23 protein-coding genes and 1 tRNA gene are annotated in these 23,832 nt (G+C 72.8%); 12 read left to right on the top strand and 12 right to left on the bottom strand.

Annotation, left to right across the window (positions count from 1 at the left end; genetic code table 11):
• Positions 1-4 precede the first annotated feature (4 nt).
• From CFI00_RS03905 to CFI00_RS03890, 4 genes are all read right to left on the bottom strand, one after another.
• On the bottom strand, positions 5-1,600 hold the full coding sequence (locus CFI00_RS03905; protein WP_207083976.1) for an FMN-binding glutamate synthase family protein: 1,596 nt from the start codon (positions 1,598-1,600) through the stop codon (positions 5-7).
• Positions 1,601-1,656: 56 nt separating this feature from the next.
• The gene (locus tag CFI00_RS03900) at positions 1,657-2,400 is read right to left on the bottom strand and encodes an anti-sigma factor (RefSeq protein ID WP_207083975.1); all 744 of its coding nucleotides are present in this window, start codon (positions 2,398-2,400) and stop codon (positions 1,657-1,659) included.
• Positions 2,387-3,025, bottom strand: a complete 639-nt coding sequence (locus tag CFI00_RS03895; protein WP_207083974.1) for a sigma-70 family RNA polymerase sigma factor — start codon at positions 3,023-3,025, stop codon at positions 2,387-2,389. The genes CFI00_RS03900 and CFI00_RS03895 overlap by 14 nt, the downstream gene beginning before the upstream one ends.
• A gap of 62 nt (positions 3,026-3,087) precedes the next feature.
• Complete coding sequence (locus tag CFI00_RS03890) at positions 3,088-3,726, bottom strand: fasciclin domain-containing protein (RefSeq protein WP_207083973.1); 639 nt, start codon at positions 3,724-3,726, stop codon at positions 3,088-3,090.
• Between the two features lie 97 nt (positions 3,727-3,823).
• Here CFI00_RS03890 and CFI00_RS03885 point away from each other — a divergent pair, with 97 nt between their 5' ends.
• The 6 genes from CFI00_RS03885 (at position 3,824) to pdxY (ending at position 10,333) form a co-directional block, all read left to right on the top strand.
• Positions 3,824-5,083, top strand: a complete 1,260-nt coding sequence (locus CFI00_RS03885) for an alpha/beta fold hydrolase (protein WP_207083972.1) — start codon at positions 3,824-3,826, stop codon at positions 5,081-5,083.
• Positions 5,080-6,435 (top strand): MFS transporter, encoded by a 1,356-nt coding sequence (locus tag CFI00_RS03880; protein ID WP_207083971.1) that lies wholly within the window; start codon positions 5,080-5,082, stop codon positions 6,433-6,435. The genes CFI00_RS03885 and CFI00_RS03880 overlap by 4 nt, the downstream gene beginning before the upstream one ends.
• Positions 6,432-7,865: an aminotransferase class V-fold PLP-dependent enzyme gene (locus CFI00_RS03875; protein WP_207083970.1), complete on the top strand. Its 1,434-nt coding sequence runs from the start codon at positions 6,432-6,434 to the stop codon at positions 7,863-7,865. The genes CFI00_RS03880 and CFI00_RS03875 overlap by 4 nt, the downstream gene beginning before the upstream one ends.
• 32 nt (positions 7,866-7,897) lie before the next feature.
• Positions 7,898-8,575, top strand: a complete 678-nt coding sequence (locus tag CFI00_RS03870) for a uracil-DNA glycosylase (RefSeq protein WP_207083969.1) — start codon at positions 7,898-7,900, stop codon at positions 8,573-8,575.
• 108 nt (positions 8,576-8,683) lie between these two features.
• Complete coding sequence (locus CFI00_RS03865) at positions 8,684-9,445, top strand: class III extradiol ring-cleavage dioxygenase (RefSeq protein WP_242532667.1); 762 nt, start codon at positions 8,684-8,686, stop codon at positions 9,443-9,445.
• Between the two features lie 24 nt (positions 9,446-9,469).
• On the top strand, positions 9,470-10,333 hold the full coding sequence (gene pdxY / locus CFI00_RS03860; RefSeq protein ID WP_207083967.1) for a pyridoxal kinase PdxY: 864 nt from the start codon (positions 9,470-9,472) through the stop codon (positions 10,331-10,333).
• On the opposite strand, the gene CFI00_RS03855 is transcribed toward pdxY, so the two are convergent.
• The gene (locus tag CFI00_RS03855; protein ID WP_207083966.1) at positions 10,330-10,731 is read right to left on the bottom strand and encodes an HNH endonuclease signature motif containing protein; all 402 of its coding nucleotides are present in this window, start codon (positions 10,729-10,731) and stop codon (positions 10,330-10,332) included. The two genes, pdxY and CFI00_RS03855, sit on opposite strands and share 4 nt — an antisense overlap.
• Before the next feature lie 31 nt (positions 10,732-10,762).
• A tRNA-Thr gene (locus CFI00_RS03850) sits at positions 10,763-10,834 on the bottom strand.
• 61 nt (positions 10,835-10,895) lie between these two features.
• Between CFI00_RS03850 and CFI00_RS03845 the strand changes: the two genes are divergently transcribed.
• Together CFI00_RS03845 and CFI00_RS03840 are read left to right on the top strand one after the other, a co-directional pair.
• Entirely contained in the window at positions 10,896-12,725 is a 1,830-nt protein-coding gene (locus CFI00_RS03845; protein WP_207083965.1) for a glycoside hydrolase family 13 protein, read from the top strand.
• A gap of 9 nt (positions 12,726-12,734) precedes the next feature.
• Positions 12,735-13,943: a DUF4032 domain-containing protein gene (locus CFI00_RS03840; protein ID WP_207083964.1), complete on the top strand. Its 1,209-nt coding sequence runs from the start codon at positions 12,735-12,737 to the stop codon at positions 13,941-13,943.
• A gap of 18 nt (positions 13,944-13,961) precedes the next feature.
• Here CFI00_RS03840 and CFI00_RS03835 read toward each other — a convergent pair whose 3' ends face one another.
• Genes CFI00_RS03835 through cysS form a run of 3 tightly spaced genes read right to left on the bottom strand, consistent with a single transcriptional unit; the run spans position 13,962 to position 17,845 of the window.
• Complete coding sequence (locus CFI00_RS03835) at positions 13,962-15,467, bottom strand: metallophosphoesterase (RefSeq protein ID WP_207083963.1); 1,506 nt, start codon at positions 15,465-15,467, stop codon at positions 13,962-13,964.
• Positions 15,464-16,423 (bottom strand): 23S rRNA (guanosine(2251)-2'-O)-methyltransferase RlmB, encoded by a 960-nt coding sequence (rlmB, locus tag CFI00_RS03830; RefSeq protein WP_207083962.1) that lies wholly within the window; start codon positions 16,421-16,423, stop codon positions 15,464-15,466. The genes CFI00_RS03835 and rlmB overlap by 4 nt, the downstream gene beginning before the upstream one ends.
• Before the next feature lie 6 nt (positions 16,424-16,429).
• Positions 16,430-17,845, bottom strand: a complete 1,416-nt coding sequence (gene cysS, locus CFI00_RS03825; RefSeq protein WP_207083961.1) for a cysteine--tRNA ligase — start codon at positions 17,843-17,845, stop codon at positions 16,430-16,432.
• A gap of 114 nt (positions 17,846-17,959) precedes the next feature.
• Here cysS and CFI00_RS03820 point away from each other — a divergent pair, with 114 nt between their 5' ends.
• Positions 17,960-19,162 carry a peptidase C39 family protein gene (locus tag CFI00_RS03820; protein ID WP_207083960.1) on the top strand — a complete coding sequence of 401 codons (1,203 nt, stop codon included), beginning with the start codon at positions 17,960-17,962 and terminating at the stop codon, positions 19,160-19,162.
• 5 nt (positions 19,163-19,167) lie between these two features.
• On the opposite strand, the gene CFI00_RS03815 is transcribed toward CFI00_RS03820, so the two are convergent.
• The gene (locus CFI00_RS03815; protein WP_242532666.1) at positions 19,168-20,685 is read right to left on the bottom strand and encodes a molybdopterin-dependent oxidoreductase; all 1,518 of its coding nucleotides are present in this window, start codon (positions 20,683-20,685) and stop codon (positions 19,168-19,170) included.
• A gap of 67 nt (positions 20,686-20,752) precedes the next feature.
• Between CFI00_RS03815 and ispF the strand changes: the two genes are divergently transcribed.
• Together ispF and CFI00_RS03805 are read left to right on the top strand one after the other, a co-directional pair.
• Positions 20,753-21,229 carry a 2-C-methyl-D-erythritol 2,4-cyclodiphosphate synthase gene (gene ispF / locus CFI00_RS03810; protein ID WP_207085365.1) on the top strand — a complete coding sequence of 159 codons (477 nt, stop codon included), beginning with the start codon at positions 20,753-20,755 and terminating at the stop codon, positions 21,227-21,229.
• Positions 21,229-21,912 carry an IspD/TarI family cytidylyltransferase gene (locus tag CFI00_RS03805; protein WP_207083958.1) on the top strand — a complete coding sequence of 228 codons (684 nt, stop codon included), beginning with the start codon at positions 21,229-21,231 and terminating at the stop codon, positions 21,910-21,912. Before ispF ends, CFI00_RS03805 begins: the two co-directional genes overlap by 1 nt.
• Here CFI00_RS03805 and CFI00_RS03800 read toward each other — a convergent pair.
• Together CFI00_RS03800 and CFI00_RS03795 are read right to left on the bottom strand one after the other, a co-directional pair.
• On the bottom strand, positions 21,893-22,474 hold the full coding sequence (locus CFI00_RS03800) for a 2-C-methyl-D-erythritol 4-phosphate cytidylyltransferase (RefSeq protein WP_207083957.1): 582 nt from the start codon (positions 22,472-22,474) through the stop codon (positions 21,893-21,895). The genes CFI00_RS03805 and CFI00_RS03800 overlap by 20 nt on opposite strands.
• A 2-nt stretch (positions 22,475-22,476) precedes the next feature.
• Positions 22,477-22,962, bottom strand: coding sequence for a CarD family transcriptional regulator (locus CFI00_RS03795; protein WP_056602200.1), 486 nt, complete (start codon positions 22,960-22,962; stop codon positions 22,477-22,479).
• A 157-nt stretch (positions 22,963-23,119) separates the two neighbouring features.
• Here CFI00_RS03795 and CFI00_RS03790 point away from each other — a divergent pair, with 157 nt between their 5' ends.
• Positions 23,120-23,830 carry a UbiA family prenyltransferase gene (locus CFI00_RS03790; protein WP_207083956.1) on the top strand — a complete coding sequence of 237 codons (711 nt, stop codon included), beginning with the start codon at positions 23,120-23,122 and terminating at the stop codon, positions 23,828-23,830.
• The last annotated feature ends 2 nt before the right edge of the window (positions 23,831-23,832 follow it).

The raw sequence follows: 23,832 nt of genomic DNA, 5'->3' as shown, positions 1-23,832 counted from the left end.
CCCCTCAGCGCACGGGCGCACCCACGCCGCGCTGTCCGGCGTCGGGGTCGGCCACGCCGGGGTGCGTGGCGTCCTGGGCGACCATGATCGCCTCGATCTCCTTCACCAGGCGCGGCCCCAGCCGCGGCCACGAGGGGTCGTAGCCGTAGGTCAGGCCGAGCGCCGTGGCGGTGCGGGTGCCGTCGAGGAGGTCGATGTCGCGGGGTGCGATCAGTCCGGGGTGCACGACGCCGACCGCCTCGGACACCTTCAGCAGGTCGCGGCGCAGGGAGCGTACGTAGTTGGCGGCGCGCTCGCTCTTCAGCCCCACGTCGAGGCCCCGGGTGTAGCGCGGGTTCTGCGTCGCGATCCCGACCGGGCAGTGGTCGGTGTGGCACTTCTGGGCCTGGATGCAGCCGATGGCCATCATCGCCTCACGCCCGACGTTGACCATGTCGACACCCAGCGCGAAGGCGACGACCGCGTTCTCCGGGATGCCGAGCTTCCCGGCGCCGACGAAGACCACGTCGTCGCTCAGCCCGGCCTGCGCGAAGCGCCGGTAGACCTCGGCGAAGCCGATCCGGAACGGGTAGGCCACGGAGTCGGCGAAGATCATCGGGGCCGCACCCGTGCCGCCCTCGCCACCGTCGATGTTGACGAAGTCGATGCCGCGACCGCCGGCCGCCATCGCCTCGGTGAGCTCGTCCCACATGGTCAGGTTGCCGACGGCCGACTTGATCCCGACGGGCAGCCCGGTCGCCTGGGCCACCGACTCGACGAAGTCGAGCATCGAGTCGACGTCGCCGAAGACCGCGTGGCGGCTCGGGGACGCGCAGTCCACGCCCTCGGGGATGCCGCGGATCTCGGCGATCTCGCGGCTCACCTTCTCCCCCGGCAGCATCCCTCCGAGCCCCGGCTTGGCGCCCTGGCTGAGCTTGACCTCGATCGCCCGCACGGGCGCCGACCGGACCAGGTCGACCAGCCGCGCCATGTCGAAGCGGCCGTGCTCGTCGCGGCAGCCGAAGTAGGAGGTGCCGATCTGGAAGACGACGTCGCCGCCGTGGCGGTGGTGCGTCGACAGGGCGCCCTCGCCGGTGTTCTGCAGGCATCCCGCGAGCGCCGCACCCTTGTTGAGCGACTCGATCGCCTTGCCCGACAGCGACCCGAAGCTCATCCCGGAGATGTTGACCACGGAGCCGGGCCGGAAGGCGTGGGTGCGACCGCGCGCAGCGCCCATCACCTTCGCGCACGGCACGACCACCTCCTCCTGGGCGTGCGGCATCGTCGCCGCGCCCGGTCCGGTGAAGGTGCGGTGCTTGACGATGGGGTAGCCCTCGCCACGCTCCACGTCGTTGTCGGTGCCGAAGCCGAAGTAGTTGTTCTCCAGCTTCGAGCTCGCGTAGACCCAACGGCGCTGGTCACGACTGAAGGGCCGCTCCTCGTCGTTGCTGGTGACGATGTACTGGCGCAGCTCGGGCCCCACCTTCTCCACCAGGAACCGCCCGTGGCCGACCACCGGGAAGTTGCGCAGGATCGCGTGCTTCTTCTGCACCAGGTCGTGGACCGCCGTCGCTGCGCCCGCGACAGCCGTGCCGCCCAGGAACGCGTACCTCCACCTCATGGGTCGTTCCTAGTCGCCCGCGCGGGCGATGTCGAGGAGCTGGCGCGTCAATGCGCTCAGACGAGCTCACCACGGGCGAGGCTCACACCCGAGTGGGTGGGGTCGCCGTCGTCGGGCTCGACCGAGATGTCGACGATCCGGTAGCCCTCCTCGATGAGGCGGCGCGGGACCTCGAAGGTGCCGTTGTCGCTGCGCGCCAGGATGCCGAGGGCGACCATGCGCTCGCCGTCGACGTTGATCAGCCACACCTCGTGGAAGCCGGGGTCGTCGCCGAGCTCGGTCGCGCGCACGGACACGGTGACGACGTCGTCGGTGTCGTTGACCGCCTCGACCGCACCACGCGGGGCGTCGCTGTCGAGGGCGGTGAGGGAGGTGGCGGCCAGCACCGAGCCGGTGGGCTCCGGCTCGACCGGGGCGGCCTCCGGCTCGCCGGCCGACATGCGCCCCATGCCGAGCCCGGCGACGAGCGCCGTCACAGCAGCAGCGGACGCCAGCCAGAGAGGTACGCCGCCACGGCGCCGGCTCGCGAGCGGGACCGGGTCACCCGGCGGGGTCTCCCCGGCCGCGGTCCCGGTCCCGGTTGCCGTCGGCCGGCCCAATGCCTCGGCCATGACGCGCGCCCGGAGACCGGGCGGCGGGGCGGCCAGGGGGTCGGCGCCGAGCGTGCCCCTGGTCGTGGTCAGCGCCTCGACGGTGGCCGAGCACCGCGCGCAGGCACCGACATGGCGGCGTACGGGGTCGGGCACGTCGGCCGGCTCGATGACGAGGGCGGCAAGGTCGTCGACGTCAGCGTGAGCCATGGCGCACCTCCTCGAGCGTGTGGTGGAGCTGGGTCAGACCGCGGCGCAGGTGGCTCTTCACCGTCCCGAGCGGGAGTCCGGTGGTCGCGGCGATGTCGACGTGGGTGAGGTCCTGCCAGAAGGCGAGGAGCATGATCGTGCGGCGCGGCTCTCCCATCTCGTCGACCGCCTGGCGGACGACGAGCCGGTCGGGCTCCATGACGTCTTCGGCGCCGACCACCTCGTCGGATGGGGTCACCGCCGTCACGGCCTCGATGCGGCGTGCGTCGCGGGCGCGGGCGGCGCGGGCGTCGGAGATCTTGTGCCGGGCGATGCCGATCAGCCAGGCGGGGAACGTGTGCGGGCCGGGGGTCATCTTCTCCCGGCTCTGCCAGGCGGCGACGAAGACCTGCTGCGTGACGTCCTCGGCGTCGTGGGGGTCCTGCAGGGCGCGAAGCGCGTAGGAGTGCACCAAGGACGACCACCGGTCGTAGACCTCACCGAGGGCGTCCTCGTGCCCGGCCCGGAAGCGCACGGCGAGGGCCTCCACGGACCCCTCGGGCGCTTCCTCCAGGACTGCTGCTCCTCCCACCACGACTACACCGTAGCGGGGGCGGGTCCGGGCGGGGAGGCCGACGACGGTCATCGGCACTCCCCTCCCGGACAGCGCGTCATTGCTGTCTCGTGCTCAGCTCTCGGCCCGTGCGGTCACAGGTTGATCGGGCGCAGCACCCGGTCGATGCCGTGCGCGACCTGCTTGTTGCCCTTGTTGAGGTCGAGGGCCTTCAGCACGACCTTGGGGTCGCGGTCGTTCCGGTCGCGGTCCTTGAGGGTGATGGACAGGCGCGGCTTCGTCTTGACCTTGACCTTGACCTTGCCGCCCTGGGCGGTGGTCAGCCGAGCGCCGTCGGCCTTGAGCACCTTGGGGCTCGTCAGCGTCTTGCCCGGCACCACGTGGTAGAGCAGCACCGTCTCGATGGTGTCCACACCAGCGAGCTCGACCAGCGCGTTGAAGATCTTCTTCTCGCTCTTGATGGTCTGGCCGGTGAGGTCCTTGACCAGAAGGCGGAAGGCCTGGTCGGTCGGGGCGAAGACCGTCAGGCGCTGGGTGCCGTCGGCCAGGAGGGCGACCGGCGAGTCCGGCTTCGCCCCGACGATGGCGAGGGCCGCCTCGGTGACGATGTCGAAGTCGTTCTTGTTCTTGTCGAAGGCGTTGCCGTCGGAGGTGAGCAGTCCGGCGAGGCTGTCCTCACCGATCGCCTTGGCGTTGGCGGCGGGCGCCATGGCCGGGAGGGCGGTGAGCGCGAGGGCCGAGGCGGCGAGGGCTGCGGAGACGCGACGCTTCATGGGGGAGTCCTTCCATCGGGGGCGCCGGATCGCGCCCGTCGACTGCTTCTCGGCGCGACACCCCTCCCCGGATGCACCCGGGCCGTAGATTTCTTCCATGGACCTCATCCCCAAGCCCGACCAGCTCGTCGCGGCTGCCGGAAATGTCGCGCACACCGTCCTCTACGGCGGTCTCGCGGACCTGCGCCCGATGCCCCGCACGCTCATCGACGACGGGGAGCTGCGCGAGGTCTACCACTACCGACCCGACCGCGACGTGCCTGCGACGGGCGACCCCGTCCTGCTGGTCACGCCGCTGGCCGCGCCGGCGCTGTGCTTCGACCTGCGGCGCGGCTGCTCGCTGGTCGAGCATCTCGTCTCGCAGGGGCGCCCGACCTACCTGGTGGAGTACGGCCAGGTCTCGTTCAAGAACCGTTCGCTCGGCGTCGAGCACTGGGTCGACGAGGTCCTGCCCGACGCCGTCCGCGCCGTCCACGAGCACTCCGGGGGCCGGGGCGTGCACCTCGTCGGCTGGAGCCTCGGCGGGATCTTCACGCTGCTGGTCGCCGCCGACCGCCAGGACCTCCCGATCGCCTCGATCACGGTGGTCGGGTCGCCCGTCGACGTCACCAAGGTCCCGCTGGTCGCGCCGGTGCGACCGCTGCTCAACCTCACCCAGGGCCGTGGCGCGATCACCCGCGCCTACCGGGCGCTCGGCGGCATCCCCCAGCCGCTCGTCAACTGGGCCTTCACCGCCGCGTCCGCGCAGAAGGTGGTCACCAAGCCGCTGGCCGTGCTGACCCACCTCGACGACACCGACTACCTCGCCCAGCTCGAGGCGGTCGATCGCTTCCGCGCCAACATGCTGGCCTACCCCGGTCGGACCTTCGGCCAGCTCTACCACCGCTTCGTCAAGGGCAACGCCCTCGCGCGGGGCTCCATGCAGGTCGGCGACCGGACGATCGACCTGGCGGCGATCAAGGTGCCGACGCTCGTCTTCGCCGGCAACACCGACGGCATCGCCCCGCTGCCCGCCGTACGCGCGGTGGTGCCGCTGCTGACCGGTGCAACGCAGGTGCGCTTCGAGGTCGTGCCCGGCGGTCACCTCGGCATGCTGACCGGCCGGGCGGCCCGCGGGACCACCTGGACGGTCATCGACGAGTGGGTCGACGAGTGGTCGGCGGGCCTGGTGGCACCGGCGCTGAAGAAGGCTCCGGCAAGGAAGTCCGCTGCCCGGAAGGCGCCGGCCAAGAAGGCCCCGGCGAAGAAGGCGGCTGCCAAGAAGGCGGCCGCCAAGAAGGCCTCCCCCGCCACCATCGGGTCGAACCCCAGCCGCCGCTACGGGTCGGCGGGCTCGCGGGCGCTGGGCCCGCGGTGACCTCGGCGCCGGTCGCGACGCGCCTGCCACGCGGCGTACGCATCGGCTACGGCAGCGGGTCGGTGGCCACGGGCGCCTTCGGCACGGTGCCCGGGCTGATGCTGCTGCCCTACCTGACCGACGAGCTCGGCATCGCCGCGCTGTGGGCTGGCGTGATCGTCTTCGTGCCGAAGGCGTGGGACGTGGTGCTCAACCCGATCGCCGGCCGGGTGAGCGACCGGACGGTCGACCCGGCCGGTCCGCGCCGGCCGTGGCTGATCCGGGCCGGGCTGATGCTGGCGGGCGCGTTCGCCCTGATCTTCGCGGCGCCCGACCTGGGGAGCTCGGTGCTCGAGGCCGGCTGGGTGCTGGTGTTCTTCGTGCTCGCCGCGTCGGCGTACGCGTTCTTCCAGGTGCCCTACGTCGCGATGCCGGCGGAGATCACCTCGTCGTACGACGAGCGCACGCGGTTGATGACGTGGCGGGTCGCGATCCTGGCCTTCACGATCATGCTCGCCGGCGCGAGCGCGCCGCTGATCCGCGACGCCGTCGGCGGGCGCGACGGCTACCGCGTGATGGGCGTGGTGATGGCGGTCCTCATCGTCGTCGGCGTGGTGAGCGCGTGGTGGGGCACACGCAACGCCCCCGTCGGCACGGTCGCGGCCGGCGCCGGGTCGCTGCGCGAGCAGCTGCGCGTGGTCGCGCACGCGCGGGACTTCCGGGTCCTGCTGACCACCTTCGTGCTCCAGGCGCTGGCCACGGGCTGCATGCTCGCCGGCGTCGACTACCTCGCCGGTGAGGTGCTGGAGCGTCCCGGCGCCGCCACCATCCTGTTCGTCTGCTTCGTCGGACCGGCCCTCCTGCTGACCCCGGTGTGGGCCGCGGTCGGGACCCGGATCGGCAAGCGGCGCGGCTACGCCATCTCCTCGGTCGTGCTGGCGACCGGCGCGACCCTCGCAGCGACCGCGCGCGTCGCACCGCCCGCCGTGGTCTTCGCCGCGACCGCGCTCGTCGGGGTGGGCTATGCCGGCTGCCAGGTCTTCCCGATGGCGATGCTGCCCGACGCCGCGGCGGTCGACTCCGCGCGGACCGGGGAGAACCGCGCCGGGGTCTACACCGGCGTGTGGACGGCCGGGGAGACCCTCGGCCTGGCGCTCGGACCGGCCGTCTTCGCGGTCGTGCTCGCCCTCGGTGGCTACCTGTCGAGCCAGGGCCGCGAGATCACCCAGCCCGACTCGGCGCTGACCGCCATCACCCTCGGGTTCTCGCTGCTGCCGGCGGCGCTCACCCTGCTGAGCCTGTGGTGGCTGCGCCAGTACACCCTCGACGCCGCCGAGGTGGCGGCCGCAGAAGCACAAGGAGCCCACACGTGAGCGACCCCCTCGAGCGGCTTCGGGACCTGCAGCGCGCTGACCTGCCCGTCCACGGCGGGCGCACCCTGGCCTACGTCTACGACTCCGGCGACGCCGAGGCCGACCGCGTCGCGCGGGAGGCGGTCGCCGCCTACGCCGCGTCCAACGCCCTCGACCCGACGGCCTTCCCGTCGCTGCTGCGGATGGAGAACGAGCTCGTCGGCTTCGCGTGCGACCTCCTCGACGCCCCCGGCACCGCGGTCGGCACGGTGACGTCGGGCGGCACCGAGTCGATCCTGCTGGCCGTGCAGGGCGCGCGCGACAGCCGCCCCGACGTCGCCCGTCCCCGGATGGTGCTGCCGGCCACGGCGCACGCCGCCTTCCACAAGGCCGCGCACTACTTCGGCGTCGAGGCCGTGCTGGTGCCGGTCGGCCCGGACTTCCGCGCCGACGCCGCCGCGATGGCGGCCGCGATCGACGACGACACCGTGCTGGTCGTCGCCAGCGCGCCGTCGTACGCCCACGGGGTGGTGGACCCCGTCACCGAGATCGCCGCCGCGGCCGCGGCACGCGGCGTGCGGTGCCACGTCGACGCGTGCATCGGCGGCTGGGTGCTGCCGTACGCCGCCCGGCTGGGGCGCGCGGCGCCGGCCTGGACCTTCGCGGTCGAGGGGGTCACCTCGATCTCGGTCGACACCCACAAGTACGCCTACGCACCCAAGGGCACGTCGCTGCTGCTGCACCACGACGCCGGGCTGCGCCGGCCGCAGTTCTTCGCCTCCGCCGCGTGGCCGGGCTACACGATGCTCAACGCCACGACGCAGTCCACGCGCTCGGGCGGGCCGATCGCCGGCACGTGGGCCGTGGTGCAGCACATCGGCGACGCGGGCTACCTCGCGCTCGCCGAGCAGGCCCTGGCCGCGGTCGACGCGATCGTGGCGTGCGTCGAGCGCGAGCCCGCCCTCGAGCTGGTGGTCGCGCCCGACTCGACCCTCGTCACCCTCGCCACCGACGACACCCTCGACCCGTTCACGCTCACCGACGAGCTCGTCTCGCGCGGGTGGTACGTCCAGCCCCAGCTGTCCTTCGAGGGCAGCGGGCCGAGCATCCACCTGTCGGTGAGCGCCGGCACGCTCGCCCACGTCGACGAGCTCGCGACCGCGCTCGCGGAGTCGGTGGCCGCGGCGCAGGCGGCGGGCCCGGTCGCGGTCGACGAAGGAGTGGTCGCCTTCATCGAGGCCCTCGACCCTGCCACCCTCACCGACGACGACTTCGACGGCCTGCTCGCCGCGTCCGGGCTCGTGGGCGCCTCCGCCGAGGGGGACCTCGAGCTGCCGACGCGGATGGCGGAGGTCAACGCGATGCTCGACGTGGCCTCGCCGGCCATGCGCGAGGCGCTGCTCGTCGCCTTCCTCGACCGGCTCCAGCGACCCGTCCGGACGGCGTCGTGAGCGCCTTGGCGGGGCTCGTCGAGAAGGGGCTGATGGCCCCTGACTGGGCCGCGGCGCTGGCGCCGGTCGACGACCAGGTCGCGGCGATGGGCCGGTTACTGAGAGAGGAGGTCGCGGCCGGCCGGGGCTACCAGCCCGCCGGGGAGCTGGTGCTACGGGCGTTCGGACGCCCGCTGGCCGACGTACGCGTCCTGGTGGTGGGGCAGGACCCCTACCCCAACCCGCACCACCCGATCGGGCTGAGCTTCGCGGTGGAGCGCCACGTGCGGCCGCTGCCGCCGAGCCTGCGCAACATCTACGCCGAGCTGCGCGACGACCTCGGCGTCGAGCCGCCCGCCCACGGCGACCTGTCGGCCTGGGCCGACCGCGGGGTGATGCTGCTCAACCGGGTCCTCACCGTGCGCCCCGGCGACTCCAACTCCCACCAGGGCAAGGGCTGGGAGGCCGTCACCGAGCGGGCGATCGTCGCCCTCGCGGAGCGCGGCGGCCCCTGCGCGGCCATCCTCTGGGGCAAGCCCGCCCAGTCGCTCGAGCCGCTGCTGGGCCCGGTCCCGTGCGTGCGGTCGGTGCACCCCTCACCGCTCTCGGCCCACCGCGGCTTCTTCGGCTCGAAGCCCTTCAGCGCCGTCAACCGGCTGCTCGAGGAGCAGGGGGCGGATCCGGTCGACTGGAGCCTGCCGTCGTACGCCGACGACGATCCGCCCGCGTAGTCCACCGGGAGACGGTCGTCGTCCGTGGCCCGGAACGACCACTTGCCGGTGGACTACCGGGGGAATATAGTTTAATCTCAAACTATTGAGGATGTCATGAACGCTGCGATGCCTGCCCTCTACATCGGCCACGGGGCCCCGCCCCTCCTCGACGACCCGATCTGGTCCGGGCAGCTGGCCGCGTGGGCCCGCGACCTGCCGCGTCCGAAGGCGATCCTGATCGTCTCCGCGCACTGGGAGTCCGCGCCGGTCAGCCTGTCGGCGAGCGGCGCGCCGCTGGTCTACGACTTCGGCGGGTTCGCGCCGAAGTACTACCAGATGACCTACGAGACGCCCGACGCCTCGGCGCTGACGCAGCGGGTCGCGGCGATGATGCCGAGCACCGAGCCGGTCCACCAGCACGCCTCCCGCGGACTCGACCACGGCGCGTGGGTGCCGCTGAAGATCATGTTCCCCGAGGCCGACGTCCCGGTGCTGCAGATGTCGCTGCCCACCGACGACCCGCACCGCCTGATGAGGCTCGGTGAGCGGCTGCGCCCGTTGCGCGACGAGGGCGTGCTCATCGTCGGGTCCGGCTTCCTCACCCACGGCCTGCCGTTCCTCGAGGACTGGCGCATCGACGCCAAGGTGCCGGGATGGTCGAAGGACTTCGACCTCTGGGCCGCCGACGCCCTCGCCCGCGGCGACGTGGACACGTTGGCCGACTACCGGGCCAAGGCGCCCGGCATGCCGTACGCCCACCCGACCGTCGAGCACTACACGCCGCTGTTCGTGACCCTCGGTGCCGCGACGACCGCCGACGCACCGGGCGCCCAGGTGATCGACGGCTACTGGATGGGGCTGTCCAAGAGGTCGCTCCAGATGGCCTGACGCGACCTGATCTAGGCTCGGGGAATGCGCGTCCTCTCGATCCAGTCCCACGTCGCCTACGGCCACGTCGGCAACTCCGCAGCCGTCTTCCCGCTCCAGCGCCTCGGCCACGAGGTGTGGCCGGTCCTGACGGTGAACTTCTCCAACCACACCGGGTACGGCGCCTGGCGCGGGCCGCTCATCGCGGCCGAGGACGTCGCCGAGGTCATCACCGGCATCGAGGAGCGCGGCGCCTTCGAGACGTGCGACACCGTCCTGTCCGGCTACCAGGGCTCCCCGGAGATCGCCGACGTGATCGTCGACGCCGTGGCCCGGGTGAAGGCCGCGAACCCCGAGGCGACGTACACCTGCGACCCCGTGATGGGCAATGCGACCTCGGGCTGCTTCGTCAACCCGGCGATCCCCCCGAAGTACCGCTCGACGGTGATCCCGGTCGCGGACGTGCTGACGCCCAACCAGTTCGAGCTCGGCTTCATCACCGACAACGACGCGCTCAGCGGGGCCTCGGCGCTCGAGGACGTCCTGGCCGCCGCCGACGAGGTGCGCGCGCTCGGACCGGCGACGGTGCTGGTGACCTCGGTCATCCGCTCCGGGGCACCGGACGACGTCATCGAGATGCTCGCGGTGACCGGGGACGGCGCCTGGCTCGTCACGACCCCGCGCCTGCCGATGAAGGCCAACGGCTCCGGCGACATCACCGCGGCGCTCTTCACCGCCCACCTCAAGGACACCGGCTCGGCCGCCGAGGCGCTCGCTCGCACCGCCTCGTCGGTCTTCGCGGTGCTCAAGGAGACGCTCGACTCCGGGGAGCGGGAGCTGCGGCTCATCGCCGCGCAGGACGCCATCGCGTCCCCGGCGTGCGAGTTCGAGGTGCAGCAGGTCCGCTAGTAGGACTTTCCATCTGCGTACCCCTGGCGTCGCCAGGCGCGGCCGCTCCCCCGGTTGCGGGCCTTGAACGTCGGCAGCTGGGAGTCGCAGTTGGGGCAGACCAGGCGCAGGTTCTCGCGCCGGTTGTTGGTCGAGTCGCCGTCGACGTGGTCGAGGACGAGCCTCAGCTCGCTGCCCTGCCAGGTCGTCGAACACCCGCACAGGGCGCATCGACCCTCCTGCTGTTCCAGGAGGTAGGACCGGACGTAGTGGCCGATACCGCTGCCGGCGTGGGCGACGCCGGTCTCGAGCCAAAGCGCGATGTTGCGCTTGCGCTCCATGGCGCGTTGGCAGCGATTGCTGCAGAAGACCTTCTGGTGGCGCTTGGTGAGGGCCGCGCCGCACCCGAGGCAGCTCATGGCTCCACGGTAGGGAGCGGGTCCGACAGCGAGCCGCGTGAGAGATTCGAACTCTCGCAACCCAATTTACAAGATTGGTGCTCTACCCCTGAGCTAACGCGGCGTGCGTCCGGGGACGCGGCGGCAATCCTAGTCAGCGACCGGCTGCTGAGAGGATGGCCCCCGTGAGCCTCCTCCACCACCCCCACCACGACGGCTCGCCCCTCTACGTCTCCGACGAGACGCCGGCCCTGGGCGACACGGTCACGGTGCGGGTGCGCACGAGTGCGGGCGACCCGGTGGACGCGATCTGGCTGCGCACGACGTACGACGCCGAGCCCGTCTTCCACGCGACCACCTACGCCACCAGCGGCGACGTGGTCTGGTGGGAGGCCCGGTTGCCGGTGCACAACCCTGTCACGCACTACCGCTTCCTGCTCGTGCGGGGCGAGGAGCAGGAGTGGCTCACCGGGGCCGGCCTGGTCGGTCACGACCTCCCCGACTTCGCCGACTTCCGCCTCACCGCCTTCCCCGAGGCGCCGGACTGGGGTCGCGACGCGGTCGTCTACCAGGTCTTCCCCGACCGGTTCGCACGCTCGGCGGCCGCCGATGGGCGCGAGGTCCCCGACTGGGCGCTGGCGGCCGAGTGGGACGACGAGGTCGCCTTCGAGCCGGACGACCCGCGCACCCCCATGCAGCTCTTCGGCGGCGACCTCGACGGCATCACCGAGCACCTCGACCACGTCGCCGACGTCGGCGCCGACGTCGTCTACACGACCCCGGTGTTCCCCGGCGAGAGCAACCACCGCTACAACGCCACCACCTTCACCGAGGTCGACCCGCTGCTCGGCGGCGACGAGGCGTACGCCCGGCTCAGCGCCGCGGTGCACGCGCGCGGCTGGCGGATCCTGGGCGACCTCACCACCAACCACACCGGCGACACCCACGAGTGGTTCCTCTCCGCGGCCGACGACCCCGACGACCCGCACCGGTCGTTCTACTACTTCGACGACGACGGCTCCTATGCCTGCTGGATGGGCCACGGCACCCTGCCCAAGATCAACCACGCCAACCGCGACGTGCGCCACGCCATGGTCGAGGGCCCGGACTCGGTGGTGGGCCGGTGGCTGCGCCCTCCCTACGACGTCGACGGCTGGCGCATCGACGTGGCCAACATGACCGGCCGGCTCGGCGCCACCGACGTGGCCCACGAGGTGGCGCGAGCGGTGCGCGGGACGGCCGAGGCGCTGCGCCCGGACCCGTGGGTCATCGGCGAGCACAACCACGACGCGACCGGCGACGTCGACGGCGACGGCTGGCACGGCACGATGAACTACTCCGGGTTCTCCTGGCCGGTCTGGTCGTGGCTGCGTGACCCGTCCTCCCCGGCCCGGCCGTTCGGCCGCCCGGCCCCCGTCGCCCGCCGCGACGGCGCCTCGGTCGTCGAGACCTTCCGCGCCTGGCAGGGCACGCTCGGCTGGCGCGCGACCGCCGCGAGCTGGAACATCCTCGGCTCCCACGACTCCGCCCGCATCCGCACCGTCGTCGGTGGCGACGCGGCCGCGCACCGCGTGGCCGCGGGCCTGCAGTTCACCCTGCCCGGCGTCCCGATGGTCTTCGCCGGCGACGAGCTCGGGCTCGAAGGCGTCAACGGCGAGGACTCGCGACGCCCGATGCCGTGGCACCGCCGCGACGAGTGGGACACCCGCACCCTCGCGACGTACGCCGACCTGGCGCGGCTGCGGCGTGAGCACCCGGCGCTGCGCCGCGGCGGGCTGCGCTGGGCCCACGTCGACGCGGACACCATCGCCCACCTGCGCGAGCACCCGGACGGCTCGGTGCTCGTCGTCGCACGCCGGGCCGCCGGGGCCGCGTTCTCGCTCCCCGTCACCGCCTCACGGCACCTCTTCGGCTCCGAGCCGGGCGGGACGGACCTCGTGCCCGGACCGGACGGCACGCAGGTGCCCGGAGCGGACGGCCCGCGGTGCGACGTGTGGGCCCTCGACACGGAGTAGCGTTCCCCCATGGCCATGCGGATCGTCGCCAGCCGGCCCGACCCGGCCATCCTCGGCCTGCCGTGGGACACCCCGCTCGAGGAGTGGCCGGACGACGTCGTGGTGCCTCTCCCCCGTGGCCTGTCGCGCCACGTCGTCCGCATCGTGCGCCTGCGCGACCAGGTCTACGCGGTCAAGGAGACGCAGGACGACATCGCCTTCCGCGAGTACCGCATGCTGCGTGACCTCCAGCGTCTCGGGCTGCCCGCCGTCGTCCCCCAGGGAGTCATCACGGGCCGTGAGGACACCCACGGCGAGGAGCTCCCCGCCGCGCTGATCACCCGCCACCTGCAGTTCTCCCTGCCCTACCGCAGCCTCTTCAGCCGCGGGATGACCGCCGAGCACGTGCCGACCCTCATCGACGCGATCGTCGTCCTGCTGGTGCGCCTGCACCTCGCGGGCTTCTACTGGGGTGACGTGTCGCTGTCCAACGTGCTGTTCCGCCGCAACGCCGGTGAGTTCGCGGCCTACCTCGTCGACGCCGAGACCGGCGAGCTGCACGAGGAGGTGAGCGACCGGATGCGCGACTACGACATCACCGTGGGCTGCGAGAACATCTTCGCCGAGCTGATGGACCTCAGCGCCAGCGGTGCGGTCCAGCAGCCCATCGACGGCTTCAGCATCATCGAGCTCCTCCGCACCCGCTACGAGGCGCTCTGGGGCGAGCTCACCGGCCTCGAGGAGTTCCGTGCCGACGAGATGTGGCGCATCGAGCGGCGCGTGGAGCGGCTCAACGACCTCGGCTTCGACGTCGACGAGCTCGACATCGTCACCGACCTCGGGGGCGACACGATCCGCATCCAGCCCAAGGTCGTCGACCTCGGCCACCACACCCGCGAGATCCAGGCGCTGACAGGCATGACCGTGGAGGACAACCAGGCCCGGCGCCTGCTGAACGACATCGCCTCCTTCACCGCCCACCACGACCTCGGCCGCGAGGACCGGCACCTGGTCGCCAGCAAGTGGATGCACCGGATCTTCGAGCCGATCATGGCGCTGATCCCGCCCGACGCGACCGGCAAGCTCGAGCCGGCCGAGATCTTCCACGAGATCCTCGAGCACCGGTGGTACCTCTCCGAGCAGCGCGGCCAGGAGGTCGACATCCACGAGACGGCTCGCGACTACATCGAGCGCTTCCTCACCACCAAGCCGGACGAGGCGATCACCGGCGAGGAGTGAGGCTCACACCCGCGACCCTCATCCCGGCACGATCGGGCTCCACTCGCCGACCACCCACGCCCCGTCGGTGCGCAGCCGCACCCACTGGAGGCCGATCGGGCGCCCGTCGGCGTAGGTGATGAGGCTGACGTCGGCGTCGCGGCGCGGCTTGCTGCCCAGCGCGATGGCGTACGCCGCCCCGCCGGTGGTGCCGTTGGTCCAGGTGTAGCCGATGGCGCCGTCGTCGCCGACGACCGGGTCCGGACCGGCCTGCACGTGCGTGTGCCCGCCGACGACGAGGTCCACGCACCCGCGATCGAGTGCCTCGTCGCCGAGGTTGGCGTCGTGGACGAGCACCGTGCTGACCCGCTCGCCGTCCTCGGCGGCCGCGCACGCGGCGTCGGCCAGTCGGTCGCCCATCTCGGCGAAGCTCAGGCCGGACTCGTCGCGCCAGTTGCCCAGCCCGCTGCTGCGCGGGTCGTCGACCCCGAGCAGGGTGCCGCCCCACGGGGCGTCGACGACCTCGCCGTCGAGCATCGTCCAGCCCTGGTCGGCGAGGTAGGTGCTGACGAAGGTGCCGTGGTCGTGGTTGCCCGCGACCGCGAAGCGCTCCCAGTCCTCGAAGGCGGCGGTGAGCGAGTCCAGGCTGAAGGCCTCCCAAGGAGCACCGGTGGACGTGTCGTCGCCGGCGTCGAGCACCACGGTGGCGCCGACCCGGTCGCCGATCGCGCGGGCGACGCGGTCCATGCCGATGTTGTCGTGGCGGTCGCTCACCAGGAGCGCGACGGTCTCGCCCTCCTCGGCGGCCCGCAGGTCGAGGTCGGCGGCACCCTCGGCGGCGGTGGAGTAGAACTCCTTGCTGCGGTCGTAGGTGTCGATGGCGCTCAGCACCAGACGCTTGGACTGGGTGGTGACCGGGCCGGTGCGCACCTCGATCGCTCGGACCTCCTCGGGCAGCAGCACGTCGGGTCCGGCGAGCTCGGCGAGCGTCTGCCACTCCCCCTGCTCCTCCTGGGTCCGCTCGCGCGACTCCCACGGCTGCCACACCAGCACCGGCAGGGCCAGGAGCAGGACTCCGGCGAAGGCCCCCTGACGCGTCCGCAGGCCGCGGAAGAGCTCACCGCGACGGTGCCGTCCCAGCAGCAGGAACACCGCCACGGGGAGCAGGCCGACCGCGACGCCGCGCAACGCGGCGCTCACCGCCATGTCGACCACGACCGAGCGGACCTTGTCGATCGGCGCGGTCGGGTCGCCGGCGATGAGGGCGTAGCGCTCGACCAGCTGCTCGATCGAGCCGACCTCGGTCTTGCCGAGGGCCAGCGTGACGCCGACCGGGCCGATGTCGCGGAAGCGGAGGTCCGGCAGCAGAGGTCCGGTCTGCACCACCGCGTCGCCGCCCAGCGTGGGACGTACGACGGTGTCGTGGCCGACCAGCACCACCGTGCGGCTGCTGGTCAGGAACAGCGAGACCGCGACTGCCAGCCCGAGCGTCACGCTCAGGCCGGCCAGCGCGACGCCGACCAGCAGCCGACGGGCGGCTGTCATGTCAGGCGGGCCTGCGAGATGGAGTAGAGGGCCACCGACGCGGCGACGCCGGCGTTGAGCGACTCCAGCTGGCCCGCCATCGGGATCGACACGATCTGGTCGCAGGTCTCCGCGACCAGGCGCCCGAGTCCCTTGCCCTCCGAGCCGACGACGACGACGAGCGGGCCCTCGGCCAGTCCGCCGGGTGCGACAAGCTCGGGCAGCGACAGGTCACCGTCGGCGGCCAGGCCGACGACCATGCAGCCGGCGTCCTGGTAGGCCTTGAGCTGACGGGTGAGGTTGACGGTCTGGGCGACCGGGATGCGGGCGGCCGCACCGGCGCTGGTCTTCCAGGCCGACGCGGTCATGCCGGCCGCGCGCCGCTCCGGGATGAGCACGCCGTGCGCGCCGAAGCCGGCGGCCGAGCGGATCACGGCACCGAGGTTGCGCGGGTCGGTGACCTGGTCGAGCGCGATGACCAGCGCCGGCTCCTTGAGCTCGGCGGCCCGCTCCAGCAGGTCGTCGGCGTGGGCGTAGTCATAGCTCGGCAGCCGGACGGCGAGGCCCTGGTGCACGGCGCCGCTGGTCATCCGGTCCATCTCGTTGCGGGTGACTTCGAGCAGCGTCAGCCCGCGCTCGGCGGCCAGCTTGAAGGCCTCGCGCATCCGGCCGTCGCGCTCGGCGCCCTCGGCGACGTAGATCGCGGTGACCGGCACGCCGGCCTGCAGCAGCTCGACAACCGAGTTGCGGCCCGCGGCCCACTCGGCGTCGGAGGACGTACGCCGCTTCGGGCGGGTGTCCTTGGCCTTCTCGGCGCGCTTCGCGGCCTTGTGCGCCTGGTGGTAGGGCCGGTCCTTGGCCTTCGGGGTCGGGCCGCGGCCCTCGAGGCCCCGTCGCACGCGTCCACCGGAGCCGGCAGTGGGGTTGCCCTTGCCGGTCTTCTTGATGGCGCCCTTGCGCTTGGAATTACCTGCCATGACGGGTCACACGCTCCCCTGGATGATGGTCCACCGTGGGCCGGTCGGGGTGTCCTCGACCTCCAAGCCGGCACTCTTGATCTGGTCTCGGATGGCGTCCGCGCGCGACCAGTCCTTCGCCTCGCGCGCGGCCGCCCGGTCGGCGAGCAGCCCCTTCACCAGCGCGTCGACGACCTCGGTGAGCCGGTCGTCGGACGACCCGGTGGCCCACGCCTCGTCGGCCGGGTTGAGCCCGAGCACGTCGAGCATCGCGATCACCTCGCCGAACTTCTGCCCGAGCGCGTCCGAGGGTCCGTCGGCCAGCAGCCGGTTGCCCTCGCGCACGGAGTCGTGGATGACCGCGACGGCCGCGGACGTGCCGAGGTCGTCGTCCATCGCTGCCACGAACGCCTCCGGCAGGGCCGCGAACCACCGGCCCACGACCGGCGCCGCGCGGTCGAGGAAGTCCTCGACCCGGCGGAAGCCCTTGGCGGCCTCGTCGAGGGCCTCGAAGCTGAACTCCACGTGGCTGCGGTAGTGGGCGGCCACCATGTAGTAGCGCAGCTCGATGCCCCGCACCCGCTCGAGCACCGACGGGACGAGCAGGGAGTTGCCGAGCGACTTGCTCATCTTCTCCCCGGCCGTGGTGATCCAGGCGTTGTGCAGCCAGTAGGAGGCGAACGGGCGACCGGCGGCGCGGGACTGGGCCTGCTCGTTCTCGTGGTGCGGGAAGCGCAGGTCGACGCCGCCCCCGTGGATGTCGAAGGCGGGGCCGAGGTACTTGCCGGCCATCGCCGAGCACTCGATGTGCCACCCGGGCCGACCGGGCCCCCACGGGGAGGGCCACGCGGCGCTCGCGGGTTCGCTCTCCTTCTTGTGGCCCTTCCACAGGGCGAAGTCGCGGGGGTCGCGCTTGCCGCGCGGGTCGGCGTCGCCGGCGGGCTCCATGTCCTCGACCTTCTGCCGCGTCAGCTCGCCGTACGCCGACCAGCTGCGGACGTCGAAGTAGACGTCGCCGCTGCCGTCCTCGGCGGCGTAGGCGTGGCCGCGGGAGATGAGCTGCTCGACGAGCTCCACGATCTCCGGGACGTGCCCGGTGGCGCCCGGCTCGTAGGTCGGCGGCATCACGTTGATCGCAGCCAGGGCCTTGTCGAGCTCGCGCTTCATCGCGGCGGCGAGGGCGTACCAGTGCACGCCCTGCTCGGCGGACTTGGTCAGGATCTTGTCGTCGATGTCGGTGACGTTGCGGATGAAGTCGACCTCGTAGCCGCTCGCTGCGAGCCAGCGGCGCAGCACGTCGAAGTTGACCGCCGAGCGCACGTGGCCGACGTGCGGCTCGGACTGCACGGTGAGACCACAGACGTAGATCCCCGCACGGCCCGGGACGAGGGGGACGAAGTCGCGCGTCTCGCGCGCAGCGGTGTCGTGGAGCCTCAGAGTCACCGTCCGAGTCTAGGGCGCGGGGGTCGATCCCCCGACTTCGTCGCCGCCCCGGCCGTCGGACGACGATTCGTGTGACTCCTGTGACGCGTGGGTCAAGCCGGGTTATCGTCGTGCGTGCTCCGACGTGCCGCCGCCCTCGCCCTTCCCCTGCTCCTCGCCACCGCACTGGTCCCGCCCGCGGGCGCCACGGACCGGACGGAGGCACGCACGCGCGCGACCCCTCAGGTCCAGCTGACCTCGTGGAGCAGCTACGCCGAGCTCAAGTCCGGCAAGCGTCGCGGGCTGAAGATGGGCCGCGGGCAGGTCTCGCTCCTGGAGCCGAAGCCGCGCACGGTGGCCGGTCGCGCCTACGAGGCCGGGACCTGGACCTCGCCCTGGGCTGCGACGACCTTTCCCGCCACCTCGCTCATCCCGTCCTGGGAGGCCACGACGCCCGGCCGGAGCCTGGTCCGCGTCCAGGTGCGCGGGCGCGACGCGAGCGGGCGCACCGGCACCTGGGACACCGTCGCCGACTGGAGCCGCACCAACCGTCCCGTCGCCCGCCGCACCTGGTCGGGGCAGGCCGACGACCTCGGCGGGGTCAACGCCGACACCTGGCAGTCCGCCGGCGGCGTCACCTCGTGGCAGGTGCGCGTGACGCTGATGCGCCCGCGCGGCTCGAGCCTCTCAGTGGGCCTCGAGCGGGTCGGGGCGGTCGCCTCGGCCGACGCCACCGCGCCCCGCCCGACCTCGGAGCCGGGCCCCGCGGCCGGCACCGTCCTGCCCGTGCCGACCTACTCCCAGATGGTCCACGAGGGCCACTACCCGCAGTGGGGCGGCGGCGGCGAGGCGTGGTGCTCGCCCACCTCGACCGCGATGGTGCTCGGCTACTACGGCATCTCGCCGCGACCCGGCGGGATCGCCGCCGGCCACACCGACGCCGTCGTCGACCACACCGCGAAGATGGTCTACGACCACGGCTACCGCGGCACCGGCAACTGGGCCTTCAACACCGCGTACGCCGCCACGCTGGTGGCCGGCGACTCCTACGTCACCCGGATGCGCGACCTGCGCGAGGCCGAGGACCAGGTCGCCGCCGGCGTGCCGGTCATCATCTCGATCGCCTTCGGCCGCGGTCAGCTCACCGGCGCCCCGATCTCGGCGAGCAACGGCCACCTGCTCGTGGTGGTCGGCTTCGAGGCCGACGGCGACGTCGTCGTGAACGACCCGGCGGGCGCCACCAACGGCGAGGTTCGCCGCGTCTACGACCGCGCCCAGCTCGAGCGGCTCTGGATCGCGGCCTCCGGCGGGACGGCGTACGTCATCCGCAACGCGTAGCCGGGTCAGCCCGCGCTGAACTCGATCGTGTGCAGCCCGGTCGCACCGTCCGGGTCCGGGGCGCGCAGCACGCTGGTCTGCGTCTCGCCGTCGAGGCCGGTCGCGCGCACGCGCACCTCGTGGTCGCCCTCGGGGACGTCGAGCGTGACCGCCCACTGCACCCACGTGTCGACCGACGGCACCTCGCCGAGCTCCGCGCGCTCCCACGCGCCGCCGTCGACCTGCACCTCGACCGCCTCGATGCCGGTGTGCTGGTGCCAGGCGACGCCACCGAAGGTGACGTCGCCGGCCGCGACGTCGTCGCCGGAGCGCGGCACGTCGATGCGCGAGGCGATCTTGACCGGTCCGAGCGCCGACCAGCCCTTGTCGGTCCAGTAGCCCATGGACTCCGCGAACGTGCTCACCTCGAGGTCCACGACCCACTTCGTCGCCGAGACGTAGCCGTAGAGTCCCGGCACGATGGTGCGCACCGGGAAGCCGTGCTCGATGGGGAGCGGGCGGCCGTTCATCGCCACCGCCAGCATCGCGTCGCGGTCGTCGGTCAGCACCTCGAGCGGGGTGGCGCACGTCCACCCGTCCTGGGAGGTCTGCAGCACGCAGTCGGCGCCCGCGTCCACGCCGACCTCGGCGAGCAGGTCCGCGAGGCGTACGCCGCTCCAGCGGGCGTTGCCGACGAGCCCGCCGCCGACCTCGTTGCTCACGCAGTTGAGCGTGATCCACGACTCGGTGACCCGGCGCGCCACGAGCTCGGAGTAGCTCAGCACCAGCTCGCGGTCGACCATGCCGTGGATGCGCAGCGACCAGTCGTCGGGCTCGATCGTGGGCAGCGCGATGGCGGTGTCGATCTGGTAGAAGTCCTCGTTGGGGGTCTGCCACGGCACGATGCCCGCCACGCCGAGCGACGTCGCCGCGGGAGCCGTGCGCCGGGTGACGCCGGGGATGCGCAGCAGCCGGCGGCTCACCTCGACGTGGCGGCGCCCTGCTCCCACGAAGCGGCCCGCGACCGCGATCCCGACCGAGGCGACGGAGATCGCGCCGGCGACCATGAGGAAGACGCGCCGCTCGTGCGACTCCAGGTCCGGGCGGCGCTGCTGGCGGCGCAGGGCGTCGACGAGCGCGGAGTGCACGGTGACCCAGGTCATCAGCCCGACCAGCACCGGGAGCGCGTCGACCACACCGGCGTTGCGCTGCGCCATCACCGCACCGAGGCCGACCCCGGCGAGCGCCACCCACACGAGCACGGGTCGCCACCACGAGCCGCGGGCCATCGACCCGGCCCAGGCGAAGCACGCCAGCAGCAGCACGAGGATGCCCACGACGAGCGCCGGCTTGTCGGCCGTGCCGAGGATCGCGATCGCCCGCTCGGCGACCGCTCCCGGGGCGAGCTTGATGACGAGCTCGGCGACCGCCACCACCGGTGACTCGCGGATGGTCAGGACCATCGCGGTGGCATAGCTGGTCGCCAGTCCGGCGAGCCCTGCGAGGACTCCGGCCAGCACCCAGGGCGGACGACGTGTGGTCACCGGACCATTGTGACGCCCCGCAGGGCATGATGCCGACGTGAGCACCCCCACCCCTGGTCCCACCGGCATCCGCGTCGGCATCGGCACCGACGTGCACCGGCTCGTCGAGGGCGTCCCCATGCACCTCGGCGGGTTGTCGTGGCCGGACGAGCCGGCCGGGCTCGAGGGCCACTCCGACGCCGACGTCGCGGCCCACGCTGCCTGCGACGCCCTCTTCTCCGCCGCCGGGATCGGCGACCTCGGCACCCACTTCGGCACCGCCGAGCCCGAGTGGGCGGGGGCGTCGGGGGCGACGCTGCTCGCCGAGACGGCCCGCCGGGTGCGCGCTGCGGGGTGGCAGGTGGCCAACGTCTCGGTGCAGGTCATCGGCAACGTCCCGCGTCTCGGCCCGCGGCGCGACGAGGCCGCGGCCGCGCTGACGGCCGCCGTCGGCGCCCCGGTCAGCATCTCGGCCACCACGACCGACGGCCTGGGCCTCACCGGACGCGGCGAGGGCGTGGCCGCCATCGCCACCGCGCTCGTCACCGGCCCGGTCGACGGCTGATGCCGACCGCCGTCGTCATCCTCGCCGCCGGGTCCGGGAGCCGGGTCGGGGCCGAGGTCAACAAGGTGCTGCTGCCCCTGCGTGACGCACCCGTGCTGGTCTGGTCGGTCCGTGACGCCCTCGCGCTGCCCGACGTACGTCGTCTCGTGCTCGTCGTGCGACCCGAGGACCGCACGGCCGTCGCGGAGGCGGTCGCGCCCCACCTCGGCGACCGCGAGGTGGTCGTCGTCGACGGCGGCGCCACCCGCCACGCCTCGGAGTGGGCGGCCCTGCAGGTCCTGGCCGACGACATCGAGGCCGGCGAGGTGGACGTCGTGGCGATCCACGACGGCGCGCGCCCGCTCGCCGGCACCGACCTGTGGCAGGCGGTGATCGACGCCGCCCGCGAGGTCGGCGGGGCGATCCCGGTGGTCCCGGCGACCCACCTCCTGCACGCCGACCTGAGCGCCGTCACCGAGGAGGTGGGCGGCGTGCAGACCCCGCAGGCCTTCCGGGCCGACGACGTCCTCGCGGCCTACACCGCCGCGGCCGCGGGCGGCTTCGAGGGCACCGACACCGCCGCCTGCGTGCGGGCCCACCGCGAGGTGGACGTGGCGGCCGTGCCCGGGAGCCCGCTGAACCTCAAGGTCACCTTCCCCGAGGACGTGGCGCTGGCGGTCGAGCTCAGCCCTGCGTGGTCGTGAGCGCGCCGAGCAGGCGTACGTCCTCGAGCGAGGACACGCGTCGCCCCTCGGGCGGCGCGGTCACCGTCAGCACCGGGTGCCCCGCGGCGGCGAGGTCCGCCACCGCCCGAGCCAGGTCGGCGGCCGGGCGACGGGCCAGGCCGGCGACGACCACCGCCGGCACCACCAGCGGTGAGGCGACGGCGAGGAGCGAGTCGCGGTCGAGCGTGTCGCCCACGAGACCTCCGTCGACCACCTTGACCGTGTCCGTCACCGGGCGTACGCCCACGACCGGGCGCCCGGTGGCCCGGGCCTGCTCCAGGCAGGAGGCGATGAAGTCGGGTGGCGTCATCGGGCACAGCGCGTCGTGCAGCACCAGGTCCTCGCCGGACTCCGCGATCGCGGCCCAGCCGACGCTGGCGTCGACGAGGTCGACTCCCGACTCGCCCAGCGCCCACGCGGCACAGGCGACCAGCGCCTCCCCGTGGACCAAGGCGTACGGAAGCGAGCCGCGCTCCTCGTCCAGAACGAGACCGAGGCCCCGGGGAGCATCGTCCCAGGGGCCTCGGTCTGCGTGGTCCACGCTCAGGAGGCGAGCACCTCGTCGAGCATGGCCTCTGCCTTGTCCTCGTTGGTCTTCTCCGCGAGCGCGAGCTCGGAGACCAGGATCTGCCGCGCCTTGGCCAGCATCCGCTTCTCGCCGGCCGAGAGCCCACGGTCACGCTCGCGGCGCCACAGGTCGCGCACGACCTCCGACACCTTCATCACGTCACCGGAGTGCAGCTTCTCGAGGTTCGCCTTGTAGCGGCGCGACCAGTTGGTCGGCTCCTCGACGTGGGCTGCGCGCAGCACGTCGAAGACGCGGTCGAGGCCCTCCTTGTCGACGACGTCGCGGACGCCGACGAGATCGAGGTTGCAGGCCGGCACGCGAACGACCAGGTCCTGCTGTGCGACGATCCTGAGGACGAGGTACTGCCGGTCCTCTCCCTTGATCGTCCGCATCTCGATGTCCTCGATGACTGCGGCCCCGTGATTGGGATAGACGACCGTTTCGCCAACGGTGAAAGTCATATGTTCAGTTCCCCTTCCTAGGTGAGCATTCTAACACGGGTCCGACCGGCTCCCGGACAGCGTTTCCGCAGGTCAGAGGCCACTTCCGGGCTTGACAGATCGGCGGTCCCTGTGGTGCGGCGCGCTCCGGCTGCGGGTCTGGGCCATACTTCGGGCCATGCTCGGTGACCTGTCGGCGCGGCCGGCGCTGCTGCTCGTGCGCGCAGCGCACCCCCGCCAGGCCGTGGCCACCGCGGTCGCCCTGGCGACCGCCGCCGCCGTGGCGGGACGCCCCCTGCGCGAGGTCGGGCTCGTCGCCGCGACCGTGCTCGTGGGCCAGTCCGTGCTGGGGTGGGCCGACGACCTCACCGACCGCCGCAGCGACGAGCGCCACCGGCCCTCCAAGCCCCTCGCTCGCGGCGTGCTCGACCCCGGCACGGTGTGGTTCGCACTGACGTGCGCGGTGCTGATGGTGGTGCCCCTCGCGGTGGCCCACGGCCGCCGCGCCGCGGCGGCGTACCTCTCCCTGCTCGCGATCTCCGCCGTCGGCGATCGCTTCCTGCACGGACGGGTGCTGTCGTTCGTGCCGTGGGTGCTCGGCTTCGCGCTCTACCCCGCCTTCCTCGCGTACGGCGGGTGGAACGGCGCGGGCACGACGACACCCCCCACGCCGACCATGGTGGCGCTCGCCGCGGCCCTCGGGCTGGGGGTCCACGTCCTGCTCGCACTGCCCGGTCTGGTGACCGACCACGAGGCGGGCGAGCGATCCCTCCCGATGGTGCTCGCGCTGCGCCTGGGCACCCCCCGACTGCTGCTGCTCGCAGGCGTCTTCACGACCGCGGTCGCGGTCGGCATCCTGATCGCAGGGCGGACCGTCGGACTCACCTGAGC

It is taken from the genome of Nocardioides sp. S5, assembly GCF_017310035.1.
Taxonomy (GTDB): domain Bacteria; phylum Actinomycetota; class Actinomycetes; order Propionibacteriales; family Nocardioidaceae; genus Nocardioides.
Note: the sequence above shows the minus strand (reverse complement) of the source record. Positions and strands in the feature narration are given on the sequence as shown.